The 14,579-nt window shown below is 61.2% G+C and carries 11 protein-coding genes; 1 reads left to right on the top strand and 10 read right to left on the bottom strand.

The features are described from left to right. Positions 1-515: 515 nt before the first annotated feature. The 4 genes from JLG71_RS10905 to JLG71_RS10890 all read right to left on the bottom strand — a co-directional run bounded on the left by JLG71_RS10905 (position 516) and on the right by JLG71_RS10890 (position 5,876). Positions 516-1,496, bottom strand: coding sequence for an IS110 family RNA-guided transposase (locus JLG71_RS10905; protein WP_032747738.1), 981 nt, complete (start codon positions 1,494-1,496; stop codon positions 516-518). 1,359 nt (positions 1,497-2,855) lie between these two features. Next, a complete protein-coding gene (locus JLG71_RS10900) occupies positions 2,856-3,656 on the bottom strand; it encodes a phosphate/phosphite/phosphonate ABC transporter substrate-binding protein (protein WP_109240576.1) in 801 nt (266 codons plus the stop codon). Continuing rightward, positions 3,649-4,632 (bottom strand): fatty acid desaturase, encoded by a 984-nt coding sequence (locus JLG71_RS10895; protein ID WP_014229788.1) that lies wholly within the window; start codon positions 4,630-4,632, stop codon positions 3,649-3,651. The genes JLG71_RS10900 and JLG71_RS10895 overlap by 8 nt, the downstream gene beginning before the upstream one ends. A gap of 104 nt (positions 4,633-4,736) precedes the next feature. Next, the gene (locus JLG71_RS10890) at positions 4,737-5,876 is read right to left on the bottom strand and encodes a multidrug effflux MFS transporter (RefSeq protein WP_200914207.1); all 1,140 of its coding nucleotides are present in this window, start codon (positions 5,874-5,876) and stop codon (positions 4,737-4,739) included. A 94-nt stretch (positions 5,877-5,970) separates the two neighbouring features. Here JLG71_RS10890 and JLG71_RS10885 point away from each other — a divergent pair, with 94 nt between their 5' ends. Further along, the gene (locus JLG71_RS10885; RefSeq protein ID WP_025106160.1) at positions 5,971-6,738 is read left to right on the top strand and encodes an AraC family transcriptional regulator; all 768 of its coding nucleotides are present in this window, start codon (positions 5,971-5,973) and stop codon (positions 6,736-6,738) included. Here the strand turns inward: JLG71_RS10885 and JLG71_RS10880 are convergent. The 6 genes from JLG71_RS10880 to JLG71_RS10855 form a co-directional block, all read right to left on the bottom strand. Then, entirely contained in the window at positions 6,723-7,475 is a 753-nt protein-coding gene (locus JLG71_RS10880; RefSeq protein WP_064375555.1) for a proteasome-type protease, read from the bottom strand. The genes JLG71_RS10885 and JLG71_RS10880 overlap by 16 nt on opposite strands. An 18-nt stretch (positions 7,476-7,493) precedes the next feature. Continuing rightward, positions 7,494-8,309 carry a transglutaminase family protein gene (locus tag JLG71_RS10875; protein WP_014229792.1) on the bottom strand — a complete coding sequence of 272 codons (816 nt, stop codon included), beginning with the start codon at positions 8,307-8,309 and terminating at the stop codon, positions 7,494-7,496. After that, positions 8,306-9,235, bottom strand: coding sequence for an alpha-E domain-containing protein (locus tag JLG71_RS10870; protein ID WP_004103215.1), 930 nt, complete (start codon positions 9,233-9,235; stop codon positions 8,306-8,308). Before JLG71_RS10870 ends, JLG71_RS10875 begins: the two co-directional genes overlap by 4 nt. Then, positions 9,229-10,668 (bottom strand): circularly permuted type 2 ATP-grasp protein, encoded by a 1,440-nt coding sequence (locus tag JLG71_RS10865; protein ID WP_014229793.1) that lies wholly within the window; start codon positions 10,666-10,668, stop codon positions 9,229-9,231. The genes JLG71_RS10870 and JLG71_RS10865 overlap by 7 nt, the downstream gene beginning before the upstream one ends. Positions 10,669-10,875: 207 nt before the next feature. Then, positions 10,876-11,766: an alpha/beta hydrolase gene (locus JLG71_RS10860; protein ID WP_064405610.1), complete on the bottom strand. Its 891-nt coding sequence runs from the start codon at positions 11,764-11,766 to the stop codon at positions 10,876-10,878. Positions 11,767-11,787: 21 nt separating this feature from the next. Continuing rightward, a complete protein-coding gene (locus JLG71_RS10855; RefSeq protein ID WP_200914205.1) occupies positions 11,788-14,568 on the bottom strand; it encodes a beta-glucosidase in 2,781 nt (926 codons plus the stop codon). Between the last annotated feature and the right edge of the window lie 11 nt (positions 14,569-14,579).

Here is a 14,579-nt window from a genome sequence, read left to right as displayed (position 1 = left end):
GTTCACAACCGTCTGCGGATCGGTAGCCCGGACAGGCGCAATGCGCCGCCTCCGGAGAAGGTGCGCTGCCGGATGCCTTGCTGCGGTTTTCTTCCCGGCTTGCGCTGCGCTGACCGGGCTACGGGTTCACCGCCGCCCGCGGATCGGTAGCCCGGACAGGCGCAATGCGCCGCCTCCGGGAAAGGTGCGCTGCCGGATGCTTTGCTGCGGTTTTCTTCCCGGCTTGCGCTGCGCTTAGCCGGGCTACGGGTTCACAACCGCCTGCGGATCGGTAGCCCGGACAGGCGCAACGCGCCGCCTCCGGGGAAGGTGCGATGCCGGGTGCCTTGCTGCGGTTTTCTTCCCGGCTTACGCTGCGCTTAGCCGGGCTACAGGTTCACAACCGCCTGCGGTTCGGTAGATACTGTGAACGCCTGCAACCATTTTTAGTTGCCGATACTTTCTCCGGCTCCCGGATGACAGGCACACCAACGACAGCACTCTCTGGTGCTGTCGTTTTTTCTCAGGGAACGTTGTTACGCTATCAACAGCTCATGCTGTGACGCATCGAACGCCTTTCCTGACTTCAGTACTCCATAAGCCACCTGCGCCAGCTTTCGCATCATCGCCCCTATGATGACTTTTGCCCGCTTTCCGCTCTCTTCCAGCCTTTTCCTGAACGCTTTTCCCCACGCCGTATGGTACAGCGCCGATAACGCTGGCATGTATAACGCCTTGCGCAGTTGAACCGGCCCCGCTTTGCTCATCCGGCTCGCCCGCATCACGCTGCTGCCCGACTCATGCTGCACCGGCGTCAGTCCTGCATACGCCGCGAACTGCCGCGCTGTACCGAACTTCAGCCTCAGGCCCGTATACGCCAGCAGAACAGCCGCTGTTTTCTCCCCGATGCCCGGGATACTGTTCAGCAGCTTCCGCCGTCGTTTCATATCCGGGTCGTTATCCGTCAGGTCTTTTATCTGTTTTTCGATACGTGCCAGCTCCGCGCTCAGACATCCCAGCAGGATGTCAATGCTGGCCAGCTGAACCTCCGGCGCGGTTTCCCGCCGGTTTTTCTCCTGCGTCTGCATCTCTGTCAGCGCCTGATGCCTTAACACCAGGGCTTTCAGTGCCCGCTCTGTCGGATGAGGGGCCTCCCAGGCTGACGGGCGTTTTTCCCGGCAGAAGTGAGCCAGCATACGGGCGTCCACTTTGTCAGTTTTACTGCGCAACCCCTCACTCTGTGCGAAAGCTTTACTGAGGGCGGGGTTGATGATGGACACGGTATACCCGGCATCACTCAGATGCGCGGCCGCGTCTTCCATGTAGGTGCTGGTGGACTCCATGCAGACATGGGCACGGTTCACGTCATGGCCGCGAAGCCAGCGGACCAGCGCTTCGTGTCCGGAGAGGGTATTGTCAAATTTTTTACAACGATGCCGGCCATCAGGGCGAAGAATATCGACATCCAGTTTAGCTTTGGCGACATCAATACCGATGAAGTGGAGTTCATTTTCCATAGTGAAACCAACCTTGCAAATACGGGTTACCGGTGAAAGCCGGTCCATGATACTGTCCGGTTTATCACATGAGAAAGAACGGCGGTCCGGTGCAAAGGATCTACGGAACAGGCGCGAAAGCCTAAGCCCGGACACGGCATCCGGACCGCCATCAGAGAGAACTGGCCGGTTCTTTCTGACGGAGTAATCATACAAGCCCGGACAGGCGCAACGCGCCGCCTCCGGGGAAGGTGCGCTGCCTGATGCCTTGCTGCGGTTTTCTTCCCGGCTTGCGCTGCGATTAGCCGCGCTACGGGTTCACAACCGCCTGCGGATCGGTAGCCCGGACAGGCGCAACGCGCCGCCTCCGGGAAAGGTGCGCTGCCTGATGCCTTGCTGCGGTTTTCTTCCCGGCTTGCGCTGCGCTTAGCCGGGCTACGGGTTCACAACCGTCTGCGGATCGGTAGCCCGGACAGGCGCAACGCGTCGCCTCCGGGGAAGGTGCGATGCCGGGTGCCTTGCTGCGGTTTTCTTCCCGGCTTGCGCTGCGCTTAGCCGGGCTACAGGTTCACAACCGTCTGCGGATCGGTAGCCCGGACAGGCGCAATGCGCCGCCTCCGGAGAAGGTGCGCTGCCGGATGCTTTGCTGCGGTTTTCTTCCCGGTGGCGCTGCGCTGACCGGGCTACGGGTTCACAACCGTCTGCGGTTCGGTAGCCCGGACAGGCGCAACGCGCCGCCTCCGGGGAAGGTGCTGTGTCTGAAACCTCGGTGCGGTTTCTCCCCGGCTTGCGCTGCGCTTAGCCGGGCTACGGGTTCACAACCGCCTGCGGTTCGCTAGCCCGGACAGGCGCAACGCGCCGCCTCCGGGAAAGGTGCGCTGCCTGATGCCTTGCTGCGGTTTTCTTCCCGGCTTGCGCTGCGCTTAGCCGGGCTACAGGTTCACAACCGTCTGCGGATCGGTAGCCCGGACAGGCGCAATGCGCCGCCTCCGGGAAAGGTGCGCTGCCTGATGCCTTGCTGCGGTTTTCTTCCCGGCTTGCGCTGCGCTTAGCCGGGCTACGGGTTCACCGCCGTCTGCGGATCGGTAGCCCGGACAGGCGCAACGCGCCGCCTCCGGGGAAGGTGCGCTGCCTGATGCCTTGCTGCGGTTTTCTTCCCGGCTTGCGCTGCGCTTAGCCGCGCTACGGGTTCACAACCGCCTGCGGATCGGTAGCCCGGACAGGCGCAACGCGCCGCCTCCGGGAAAGGTGCGCTGCCGGATGCTTTGCTGCGGTTTTCTTCCCGGTGGCGCTGCGCTTAGCCGGGCTACGGGTTCACAACCGCCTGCGGGCCGGTAGCCCGGGCAAGGCGCTTGCGCCGCGGCCCGGGGAAATTGCCGCCTACAGCCGCACAACGCCCCTGGCCGCCGCCTCATCACGCCACGCCAGCAGGGGCTGATAGTCCGCGCGCCGCATATCGCTGTAGCCGCAGATAAACAGCGCTTCGCAAAGCGGCCGGTAGCGTTCATCGCTCACCAGCTGCTGCAATGCCTCTCTCAGCAGCCCCAGCGTCGCCGCGGACGTCGTCGCCGACGTAATCAGCGGCAGACCCGGGGCGAGCGGGCTGCGCGCAATCACCGCCAGCCCCGCCAGCGCCTCCGGCTGATGACGCTGCAGCAGCGCCCAGGTCACGCAATCAATAGCGGCAATATCCGCCGTCCCCTGCTGAAGTTCACGCAGCGACTGGCGATGGCTGCCGCTAAACGCGACCGCCGAGAAGAAACGCCCATCGCGCGACAGCGGCGCGACCATTTTTAACAGCACGTTATAGCCGGACTGGGAATCCGGCGAATTGCACACGACCCGGCGCCCGCGAAAATCCGCCAGCGTCTGACCACCGTCCGCCTCACGTACCGCCAGCAGGCTGCGGTAGTTCCGCCCTTCGCATCCGGGCGCGGAATAGTGAAAACAGCCGACCGTTTGCACTGCCGGCAGCCGCGTCATCAGCGGATAACCGCAGGTCTGGCTCAACAGCAGCGCCGGATGGCGCCAGTGCGTCAGCAGATCCTCAGGTACCTGATACGACAGCGTATCCTCCTCCACCACGCCGCGGGCCGCCAGCAGCTGCCGCACCGCCCGCCAGAGCGCCTGAGTATCCTCGTCATTCACCGCGTACATCGGAAACGCCAGCCTTTCACTCATGCTCTTCATCCGCCTTACCCTGCTGGTTGAACCCGGGATGGGCATTCACCGCCACCGGCCTGGCAAAAAAATGCCGCAGCCATTCACCATAGCCGCGCACCACAAACCCGGCGTTGCGCCGCTGATACTCCGCCTGATTATGCAGATAGATTTTTCGCAGCCCGTACCACGGTACCCCCGGCAAATCGTGATGCACTGAATGGTAGTTGAGATTGAGGAACAGCACCCGCCAGACCAGCCCCGCCTCGTTGATCACCGAACGGGCCAGCGGATCGTCCGCGGCGCGGTGTTCAAGGAAAGAGCGCACTTTGGTCAACGCCAGCGCCGGGTAGCTGATAGCCAGCACGAAGTAAAGCGGCGAAAAGCCGAGGTGATTCATCCACGCGAACAGCGCCGCCAGCAGCAGGCCGTGAACCAGCCACATCGCTATTGTGTTCACCCGCCGGTGTCGAAATGCCGCCAGCGCGCTGCCGAGCGTCTGGGCAATATCCAGCAGCGGCGCCACCAGCAGCCTGCCGATAAACGTATTGCGCAGATGAATAAGGCTACGCTGCCAGGGGGCAAAACGCTGCCAGCTCTGCGGCGTAAAATAGTAGGATTCCGGATCGTCAACCGGCTGCGTCAGCAAATGATGATGATGGTGCGCCAGGTGCGAGTCGCGGTACAGCCCGTAGGGATACCAGACCGCCAGCGGCAGGGTCCCCAGCAACTGGTTAAACCATGGTCGCGACGTGGGGTGACCGTGAATAAGCTCATGCTGCAATGACATATACCAGGCGGTGAACCAGATGAGCAGCAGCGTGGCGGGGAAAATGCCCAGCTCGCGCCACCAGGCCAGCGAGGCAAACCAGCCGCCGTAGACGGCAACGATCAGTAGCCAGGTGGGCAGCTCGCTGCGCCACAGCCAGCTACGGGAAAACTGATGAATCCGCTCGCGCTGCTGCGGATGCAGATAGACCGACCTGCTTTTTGCCATTCCTGCCACTGCCTTTTCGCGTTATCGTTTGATCCTCCGAAGATGTGAGATAACGCGTTAAATAACAAAGAATTTAAATCGCTTAGCTTTGCCAGAAAATCACCTTAGCCCTCGTTGAGCACGATGATATATCGCCACCCGGCGAGCATGCTCACGCCCGCGCACGCCAGCAGCGACGCCCACAGCGATTGCCCCCACCCGGCCGCCAGCAGACCGGCGCCAATCAGGACATAATAAAACAGGCCGAAAAAGGCGCCGGCGGTGCCCCGACAGTCGCCGTAGGCGCTGAGCGCCGAGCCCAGCACCAGCGGGATCGCCATCGCATACGCGAGGGTGACCAGCGCAACCGGCGCCACAAACCAGATGGATTCCCGCAGCACGTACACCGCGACGCCGCCGGCTAAGTGCAGAATGCAGGCGATGGCGAGTATCCGCCCCAGCGAGACATTCCGACGCAGCAGCCGGTGGTTAAGCAGCGCGCCGAGCAGCGAACCCGCGGCAAGCGCCATGCCGCTGTAGCCAAACGTCAGGGCATCAAGATCGAATCGGGCGAACAGAAACGGGGCCAGGCTGTAGTAGCTGAACAGGCTGACGTTAAATGCCGCCACCAGGGTTGCCGCCAGGGCGATACGCGTATCGCCCACCATCCGCCGCAGCACGTGAAGAAACGGCCCTCTCCTGAGGTTTTGCGGACGCGTTTCCGGCATCAATGCCAGGCAGCCCAGCAGAAGCGCGGCGGCCAAAAGCGCCAGCGCGCTGAATACGCCGCGCATCCCCCAGAGGGCGGTCAACCCGCCGCCGATATACACCCCAACGGCCGGGCTTACCGCCAGCGCCAGGCCGATAAACGAAAAAATTCCCGCCAGCTGCCGCCCGCTATAGCAGTCCCGCAGGACCGTCTGCGTCACCACTGAACCGGTTGCCGCGCCAGCGGCCGTGACGATCCGCGCCGCCAGCAGCAGCGAAAAATCCGTCGCCCACAGCGCCATCAGGCATCCCAATGCGTAAACCCCTAACCCCGCCAGCAGCGCCGGACGCCGGCCGTAGCGATCGCTAAATCCGCCCCACAGCAAAACGCCGACGGCAAAACCGATAAAGTACACGGAGAGGGTTAGCGCCGCCTGCGGCGCGCTCACGGAAAAACGGGCGCTGATATCGGTCAGCGCCGGGCTATAAATCGTTTCCGCTATTTGCGGAAACATCAGTAGCGCGGTCACCAGCACCAGCGCGGCACGTCCCAGCATATCCACCTCCTGATTAACAAGAGGCGCTATTGTAGGGAAGCCGTTTATCGAACATTATAAACATAATGACTTTAAATATCGGAAATCAGACATTATGGCCTGGCTTGACGCTGACGCGGCATTCGATCCGGATGCGTTGAAAAGTAGCCTGATTGGCGTGCAGTCGGCGCTCGGTAACCACGACTCCGGCAGCCACCGGCATAAGATGGCGCAGATCCTGTTTACCCGTCAGGGATGCGTGCGTTTAACGCTCGACGATGGCGCCCTGCTGTGCCTGCTGCCGCCGGGGCGCGCGGCGTGGATCCCCGCTGAAGTCAGCCATCGCGCGGAGATGAAAAACATTGTCGACTATCGTTCCGTCTGGTTTCAGCCGCAGCGTTACCCTCAGTTGCCAACGCAGTCGGCGATACTCAACGTGGTGCCGCTGCTGCGCGAACTATTAGAGCGCATCAGCGCCAGCCCCTGGGATACCGACTGGGAGGCCGAGCCGGCGCGGCATCTCGCCGCCCTGTGCCAGGCGGAAATTCGCGCCGCCGCGCGGGAGCCGATGATGCTCGCGCTGCCGCAGGATAAACGGCTGGCGATGGTTTGCGGCGACGCGCTGCCGCCGCCGCTTGGGACGCTCGCTGCCCGCTGCGGCGCCAGCGAAAAAACCATCAGCCGACTGTTTCGCCGCGATACCGGGATGTCCTACCAGCAGTGGCGTCAACAGTGGCGATTAATGAAAGCGGTCGAGATGCTGGCAACCGGGGAGCGGATTACCGATACGGCGCAGGCGCTCGACTTCGCCAGCGACAGCGCCTTTATCTACTTCTTCCGCACCATGACCGGCATGACGCCGGGGCGTTATTTTTCCGCCTGATTGTGGCCGCCCGGCGTGAACGGCGGCAGCTTCAGAAAGGTGTTCTGCAGCCCTTCGGACCACGCTTTGCGAATGGTATTGAAATAGGGATCGCTTTCGGTGATCCGATGCTGTTCGGCGCTGCTAAGGCTACCGCTGCGGTACAGCAGGGTGTCCAGCGGCAGGCCCACCGAAAGATTGCTGCGCAGGGTGGAGTCGATCGAAATCAGCGCGCAGCACATCGCCTGCTCCAGGGGAGTATCGATGGTCAGAACCCGGTCGATAATCGGCTTGCCGTATTTGCTCTCGCCAATCTGGAAATAGGGCGTGTCGCGGGTGGCTTCAATAAAGTTGCCTTCCGGATAGATATGAAACAGCCGGTGCGTTTCGCCGGCGATCTGCCCGCCGAGCAGCAGGTTGCAGTTGAAGTTGGTATTGCCGCAGTTCTGCTGATTGCTGCTGTCGCGCTGAATCACCTCCTGTAAGGTTTTACCGATCAGCATCGCCGCGTCGTATAGCGAGGTCACCTGCATCAGGTTAGGCTCCTGCTGGGTGCGAATGCGGGCGCTGAGCAGGCTAATCACGCTCTGAGTGGTGGCCAGGTTGCCCGCCGACTGCAGGACCATGACCCGTTCGCCATCCTGATGGAAAACGTGCAGTTTTTTAAACGTTGCAATATGGTCCACTCCCGCGTTGGTGCGGGAGTCTGAGGCAAATACCAGTCCATCTGACAAACACATGGCCACACAGTAGGTCATCGTTTTTTGTTCCTGCCGTTATTGCTGCTGCGCCTGCTGCGAATGCTCGCGCACTTCAGCGTTAGTTAACATGATTTCCCCCCCGCCGCCGAGGCGGGTGCCGCGTACCGGGCACGCATCAAGATAGTCCAGCCCGGTCGCCAGCCGCAAATGTTGATTCAGGCTGCGCGTGTTATTGGTGATATCAAACGACTGCCAGCGCTCGTTGAGCCACACTTCGGCCCAGGCGTGCATGGCGACGTGCTCGGCGTTATCGCTGTAAACGTAGCCGCTGACGTAGCGCGCCGGGATCTCCAGCGCCCGGCAGCAGGCGAGAAACACGTGGGTGTGATCCTGGCAAACCCCTTTCGCGCGCGCAAAGGCATCGGCGGCGGAGTCCTGCACCTGGGTGGCGCCCGGCGAATAGGGCATTCTCAGCAGCAGCTCGGCCATTAACCGGTTCAGGCTCTCCTCCTGCGCCTCCGGCTGATACCAGCGCTGAGCGAATTCGCGGATCGGGCCGTCGGCGCGGGTGAGCGGCGTACAGCGCAAGAAAACCAGCGGCGACAGCAGCTCCTGCGGCTCCGCGCCGATGTCGTCCCCCTCTTCCGCGATATCGACGATCCCGCTGGCGCGGATAGTAATCTCTTTATGCGGATTATCCAGCGTCAGCACGTGCAGCACGTTGCCCCAGGCGTCGGTGGTGGCGACGGCGGAACCGTCCGGCAGGGTTAATGTCCAGGCGGTGATCTTCTGCCGACCGCTGCTGCGCGGCGTCAGGCGCAGATACTGGGTCGAAAACTTCACTTCTTCATCGTAGCCGTAGCGGGTCAGGTGATCGATAACCAGTTTCATAACGCCTCCAGATAGGTTTGTCTGATGCTGTCGGAAAGCGCGTTAATCCGCGCCAGCAGTGCATTAAGGGTGACCTGTAAATCGGCCTGCGCCAGATCGTCGCGGGTGCTGAAACGCAGGTCGACGTTGAGCTGGTGCGCCAGCCGCAGCGGCAAGTGCGAGCGGTCGTTGGCAATCTGTTCCAGCTGCCCGACGAGGTCGGAAATACTCGCTCTCAGCGATCTCGGCACATCGTTGCGCAGGATCAGCAGCTCCATCACCGTTTCGCGGCTGACCGGCTGGCGGTAAATGCTGTTGTAGGCCTCGCGGGCGCTGACCGCATTAAGTAGCGTATCCAGCCGGTAGTACTCGCGTACCGGATCGGGATCGCTGTTCAGCTGCTGATCCTTAATCAACAGCAGCTGCGCGGTGGCGGATGCCCGCTCGATCAGCGTCCCGATCCCGATAAAGCTCAGGGCGTCGTTACGCAGCAGCGTGCCGAGGATCGCCCCGCGAAACAGATGTACCCGCTCTTTTACCCACTCAAAGAAAGCGTCGTTGCCCAGCTCGCCGATCCCCTGCTGGCGCAGCTTTCGCAGCTCAATGCGCGTGGCGTTGATGCTTTCCCACACCTCCGCCGACAAGCTGCCGCGCACCGCATGGGCGTTGTTCCACGCCATCTCGACGCAGCTGAAAATGCTGTACGGGTTGTTGCCGTCGAGCGCGAAAAAATTAAGCAGGTTGCTCATAGTGAAACGCGCGTGCCGCGCCTGAAACAGCTCATGGGTCAGCGACAGATTCAGCGGCAAGGCTAAATCCCGTGACTGCTGGCTGTGGCGGGGGATCATCGACAGCTTCCAGGTCACGTCCAGCACCCGGGCATAGCTTTCCGCGCGCTCAAGGTAGCGCGCCATCCAGAAGAGTTCACTCGCTGTGCGGCTTAACATGATTCATCATCCTCCATCACCCAGGTATCCTTGGTGCCGCCGCCCTGCGACGAGTTCACCACCAGCGAGCCTTCGGTTAGCGCCACCCGCGTCAGCCCGCCGGGAACCAGGCGGATCTCCTGGCCGGAAAGGACGAAGGGACGTAAATCGATATGGCGCGGCGCCAGCCCCTCGTCGACAAAGGTTGGGCAGGTCGACAGCGCCAGGGTGTCCTGGGCGATATAGTTGGCCGGATTCGCCAGCAGGCGCTGGCGAAACGCATCGCGCTCCTCTTTGGTCGAGCGCGGGCCAACCAGCATGCCGTAGCCGCCCGCGCCGTGAACCTCTTTCACGACCATCAGTTCAAGATTGCTCAGCACGTAGCTGAGATCTTCCGCCTTACGACACTGCCAGGTGGGAATATTGCTCAGGATCGGCTGCTCGCCCAGATAGAAGCGGATCATCTCCGGTACGAAGGGGTAGATCGATTTATCGTCGGCGACGCCGGTACCGATAGCGTTGGCCAGCACCACGCCCCCGGCGCGATACACCGACAGCAGCCCCGGAACGCCTAGCATGGAGTCGGCGCGGAAGGCCAGCGGGTCAAGGTATGCGTCGTCGATACGCCGGTAAATGACGTCCACGCGCCGCGGTCCTTCGGTGGTGCGCATGTACACCGCCCCGGTTTTAATAAACAGATCCGCGCTTTCCACCAGCTCAACGCCCATCTGCTGGGCCAAAAAGCTGTGTTCAAAATAGGCGCTGTTAAACCGCCCCGGGGTCATCACCACCACGCACGGATCGTCCACCGGCGAGCTTTCGCGCAGCGTTTGCAGCAGATAGCTGGGGTAGCGTTCTACCGGCGCAATATGGTGCTGTTCGAACATTTCGGGATACAGCCGCATCATCATTTTGCGGTTTTCCAGCATATAGGAGACGCCGGAGGGGGTGCGCAGATTATCCTCCAGCACGTAATACTGGCCGTCGCTGTTGCGCACCATATCGACTCCGGTGATATGGGCGTAGGTGTTATTGGGTAAATTTATCCCCTGCATACAGGGTTGATACTGTTCGTTCGCCAGCACCTGTTCGGCCGGGATCAGCCCCGCGCGAAGGATATTTTGATCGTGGTAGATATCGTAAAGAAAAGCGTTGAGCGCTTTCACCCGCTGGCGGATGCCGCGGTCAATCCGCTGCCACTCGCCGGCGGGAATAATACGCGGCACGCTGTCGAAAGGGATCAGTCGTTCGGTGCCCTCATCCTCGCCGTAGACGTTAAAGGTGATGCCGATGCGGTGAAAGAGCAGCTCCGCCTGCTCTTTCTTCTGCCGGATAGAGAATTGATCGGTACTGCGAAACCATTGCCACCAGGCGTTATAGTGCTGACGCTGCTCTCCCTGTGCGGTAAGCATCTCATCATAATAATGCCCGTCAGGAAGCGTTATTTTTATCATGGCCGTCTCCTCCGGTTGTACTCACTTTGAGGTAATCCCGGTAAGAGATAAGCATTAATTATGCCAGGTAACGCAGCGCGGCGGCGCGGCGTTACGCTGTTATGCCATGACGCTGAATTGAATAAAAAACAATCAGACGCTTTGCTTATTTATGGCCTGTTTTTCGCTTAAAGCGCACCAATTTGGGGCAAGTCGATTCACGCGATACTAACGCGCCGCCAGCCACGCTGCGTAGCGCTCGGGCCACTCGACGCTGGGCGTACCGGCCCGGCCCAGCGCAAAACCGTGACCGCCGCTGGCGTAACGATACAGGGTGACCGGGACCTGATGCTGACGGCAGGCGGCGGCCATTATCAACGTATTGTGCGGATCGGAGACATTATCGTCCTCCGCCTGAACCAGAAAACAGGGCGGCGTCCGCCCGCTGACCCAGGTTTGTACCGACCAGGCGCGATCCACCTCCTCCGCGGCGTGAGGCCCGGCGAGGAGCCGATGGGTGGCGGTATGGGTGTACGGAGGTTCGAGAGAAATCACCGGATAAATCAGCGCGGCGCCGTCGGCCCGGGGCGGGGTGTCGTCCACGCCGTCGATCGGCGAGTAAGAGGCAAAATCAGCGCGACAGGCAGCCATTCCCGACAAATGTCCGCCGGCGGAAAACCCCAGAAGGCTGACTTTGGCTTCCCGCTGACGAATCAGGCGCAGCGCCCGCTGAGCGTCCTGCAGCGGAGCAAGGCCGCCCGCTTGCCACCCCTCCCCGGGAAGACGATAGGTCAGCACGTACGCGGTATAGCCGCGCATCGTTAGCCAGCGCGCGGCGGGCCAGGCCTCCTTCGCCATTTCAATGCGTCGATAGCCGCCGCCGGCAGCAATTAATACGCCGTGACCGCGTGGCGCTGCGGGACGCCATACCGTCAGTTCAGGCTGGGCGATATGGCTTAGCGCGCCGCGTGCCGATAAGCGAACGGGGCCGTCCGGTCCGCCGCCGCCGGGAGGCACGCCGGGCCACAGGCGGATCGTTTGCTGGCTTTCAGCGGCGCGAAGACGACCGTCCGCCAGCAGCGCGGCGGCGCTTAAAAACAAAAAATGGCGTCGGTTCATCGGCGGCTCCTGAGACGGAAATTAGTCATTAACGAGCTTGAGTTCCAGCCAGTCCACCACCAGACCCGGCTTGATAAAATCAAAGCCTACACGATATTTCCCCGACTGTAGCTCAATCCGACACAGCTTCTGCACAATCTCACGACCGAGCGTACCGTTGGTCTGGATCGTCGCCACAAATTGTTCATTAAGCAGCAGGTTGCAGGCGGTTTGTGCGAGCGGCGCACCGTTAGCGTGAACGCTCACCAGCACGTCATAAACCGCTGTTCGCTCAACGCTCAGCACCAGCTCCTCGTCGTAGCGCAGCCGCGACTGCTCGGCGATTTTAATTGCGCCAGGACAGGCCCCATCGCACGCAGGATCCGCCGCCAGGCGAATAATCCCCGCCCGCGGCATCTCCCCGCGCTTAAAGACCTGCGTCTGCAGCATAAAGTCGAGGATGTTTATCGCGCAGCGCTGAAGCTCACCGAGCGTTAGCTCGCCTGTCGCCAGCGCCGCCAGGGTATTATCTCCCCCCGCATTAACTTCCGCGCCGTTATTATTGACCACCATATAAAGGTCGTTCTGCGCGCGGATCATCGCCGCGGTGTTGTGAGTGCTCGCCGCGCCGCCATCGATGGGATCGTTCATCGTTGCCCACCAGTCGGTCATCACGATCCCGCGAAAGCCCCACTCCTCGCGCAGTACGGTGGTGGTGAGATCGTAGTTGGATGCGGCATGGTGGCCGTTGACCGGGTTATAAGCGGTCATTACCGCATTTGCGCCGCCGGATTTCACCGCATACTCAAAACCTTTGAGATAGATTTCACGCAGCGCGCGCTCTGACACCACCGAATCCGCTTTGGCTCTGGCGAACTCCTGATTGTTGCAGGCAAAGTGCTTGAGGGTGGCAATCCCGCCGCCGCTGCGAATGCCGCGAACCACCGCCGCCGCCATCATCCCGGTGAGCAGCGGATCTTCGGAAAAGTACTCAAAATTACGCCCGTTCAGCGGATGGCGCTGGATGTTCATCCCCGGCCCTAACAGCAGGTCGATACCGTTGCGCAGCAGCTCTTTGCCTTCCATCACGTATAAGCGTTCCACGAGGATCGGGTCCCAGCTGGAGGCCAATAATGTACCGCTGGGAAGCAAAGTGGCCTTCGCGCCGTTATCCATGCGAATCCCGGATGGGCCGTCGGCGGTCGATGCCAGAGGAATACCTTTTTCCAGCAGGCTGTCGGCCACGCCGCCAAAAGCCGACGCGACGCCGGGCGTCACCTTGTGGCTACACATGCCTTCACCGCGCACCAGGCAGGCCAGCTCCTCAACAGACAGCTGAGCAACAAAGGCATTCATCGTGGTACGCCCTTCAGCCACGTCGTTGAGGGTCAGTCCCTGGTTACCGGTAAGGGTGATAGCCTCTGGCAAACGCTCCTCAATGCGCGCGCGCAGATTAATCTCCCGCCGCGGCACGTCCTCCCACTCGATCTGATAGCGCCCATCATCGCCGTCCGCGACCGGTTTTATACGTACGAAAGGCACCGTCGGCGCCAGCACCTGCTGATGGCAGGAGAGGACTCGCAGCACCTTTTGCGAATACCCCGCCTCGCCATCAACCGGCAGCGGCTGTAGATCGCGCACGCTGTTACCAAGCAGCAAACGATAAAGCCCTGGCTCCATCACATAACAGTGTGGATGCCCGGTCGCCCCGCTATCGTCCAGGGAGGCAAAACGCTCCAGCGGGATCGATAACGTTAAGGTTTCGCTTTCCCCCGGTTGCAGCAGGCGAGTTTTGGCAAAAGCCACCAGCGCTTTGGCCGGTTTGCCGAGCGCGCCCTGCGGCGCCTGGAGGTAGATTTGCACCACTTCTTTGCCCGCGAAGCGCTCCCCGCGATTGGTCACGGTGACGGTCGCCTTGATCAGGTCGCCAAAAGTCTCCGCCCGCGCCGATTGCAGGGTGAAAGAGGTGTATGAGAGACCAAAGCCAAAGGGGAACTGCAGGCGCTGCGGACAAAAGGTTTCGAAGTAGCGATAGCCAACGTAGATATCTTCCTGGTAGAGATTTTTTTCTTCCGCACCCCAGCAGGGGGATGCCGGATGATCGTCCAGCGATATCACAATGCTGCCAACCAGCTTACCTGAAGGGGTCACATCGCCGTATAGCAACGAGGCTGCGGCCTGTGCGCCGTGCGCGCCACCGTGCCAGACATACAGAAGCGCGCGAATGCGTTGACGCAGCAGCGGATCGTCAGCCCATGAGAGATCGATAAGCCCGGCGGTATTCAACACGACTGCCACTTCATCAAACTCTCGGCATACCTGGTGTAGCATGTGCTTCTCATCGGCCGTGAGCCGGTACCCGCCTTCAACATCGGCATTATCCTGATCTTCGCCCGCGGTACGACCGAGGACAATAACAGCCTGGGTCGAGACGGCGCGGGCCTGACGAATCTGCTCATCGCTCAGCGGCATCTCCTGCTGGTACCAGGGTTCCGCTGCCCAGCCCCCTCCGCCGTTGTCGAAGGGGTGTTGTTCAATCCAGCTTTCGTAAAGCGCGGCCAGTTGCTCATTGAGCCTGCCCCCGCTTCGCTCCCGCATTGCCTGCAACAAAGTTGTACGACTCACCACGTTAACAGCCCCACCGGAACCGGTACCGCTGCGATAGTAGTCAATCTGCGTACGGCCAAATAGTGAAACCGGCTGCAGAGGATTGAGTGGGAGCATTCCGCGATCGTTTCTCAGCAATACAGCGCCTTCGGCGGCAGCGGCAGTGGCAAATTCGGCAAACCCTTCCAGCGGAGTGCCCGCTTTACTGTCAAACATGATGTAGTCCT

The organism is Klebsiella michiganensis, assembly GCF_015139575.1.
Lineage (GTDB): Bacteria > Pseudomonadota > Gammaproteobacteria > Enterobacterales > Enterobacteriaceae > Klebsiella > Klebsiella michiganensis.
This window is presented reverse-complemented; position numbering and strand designations above follow the sequence as displayed.

Excerpts from the sequence above, each read along its gene's own strand:
- JLG71_RS10905 (WP_032747738.1), bottom strand. The coding sequence starts at position 1,496 with ATGGAAAATGAACTCCACTTCATCGGTATTGATGTCGCCAAAGCTAAA.
- JLG71_RS10900 (WP_109240576.1), bottom strand. The coding sequence starts at position 3,656 with ATGAGTGAAAGGCTGGCGTTTCCGATGTACGCGGTGAATGACGAGGAT.
- JLG71_RS10895 (WP_014229788.1), bottom strand. The coding sequence starts at position 4,632 with ATGGCAAAAAGCAGGTCGGTCTATCTGCATCCGCAGCAGCGCGAGCGG.
- JLG71_RS10890 (WP_200914207.1), bottom strand. The coding sequence starts at position 5,876 with ATGCTGGGACGTGCCGCGCTGGTGCTGGTGACCGCGCTACTGATGTTT.
- JLG71_RS10885 (WP_025106160.1), top strand. The coding sequence starts at position 5,971 with ATGGCCTGGCTTGACGCTGACGCGGCATTCGATCCGGATGCGTTGAAA.
- JLG71_RS10880 (WP_064375555.1), bottom strand. The coding sequence starts at position 7,475 with ATGACCTACTGTGTGGCCATGTGTTTGTCAGATGGACTGGTATTTGCC.
- JLG71_RS10875 (WP_014229792.1), bottom strand. The coding sequence starts at position 8,309 with ATGAAACTGGTTATCGATCACCTGACCCGCTACGGCTACGATGAAGAA.
- JLG71_RS10870 (WP_004103215.1), bottom strand. The coding sequence starts at position 9,235 with ATGTTAAGCCGCACAGCGAGTGAACTCTTCTGGATGGCGCGCTACCTT.
- JLG71_RS10865 (WP_014229793.1), bottom strand. The coding sequence starts at position 10,668 with ATGATAAAAATAACGCTTCCTGACGGGCATTATTATGATGAGATGCTT.
- JLG71_RS10860 (WP_064405610.1), bottom strand. The coding sequence starts at position 11,766 with ATGAACCGACGCCATTTTTTGTTTTTAAGCGCCGCCGCGCTGCTGGCG.
- JLG71_RS10855 (WP_200914205.1), bottom strand. The coding sequence starts at position 14,568 with ATGTTTGACAGTAAAGCGGGCACTCCGCTGGAAGGGTTTGCCGAATTT.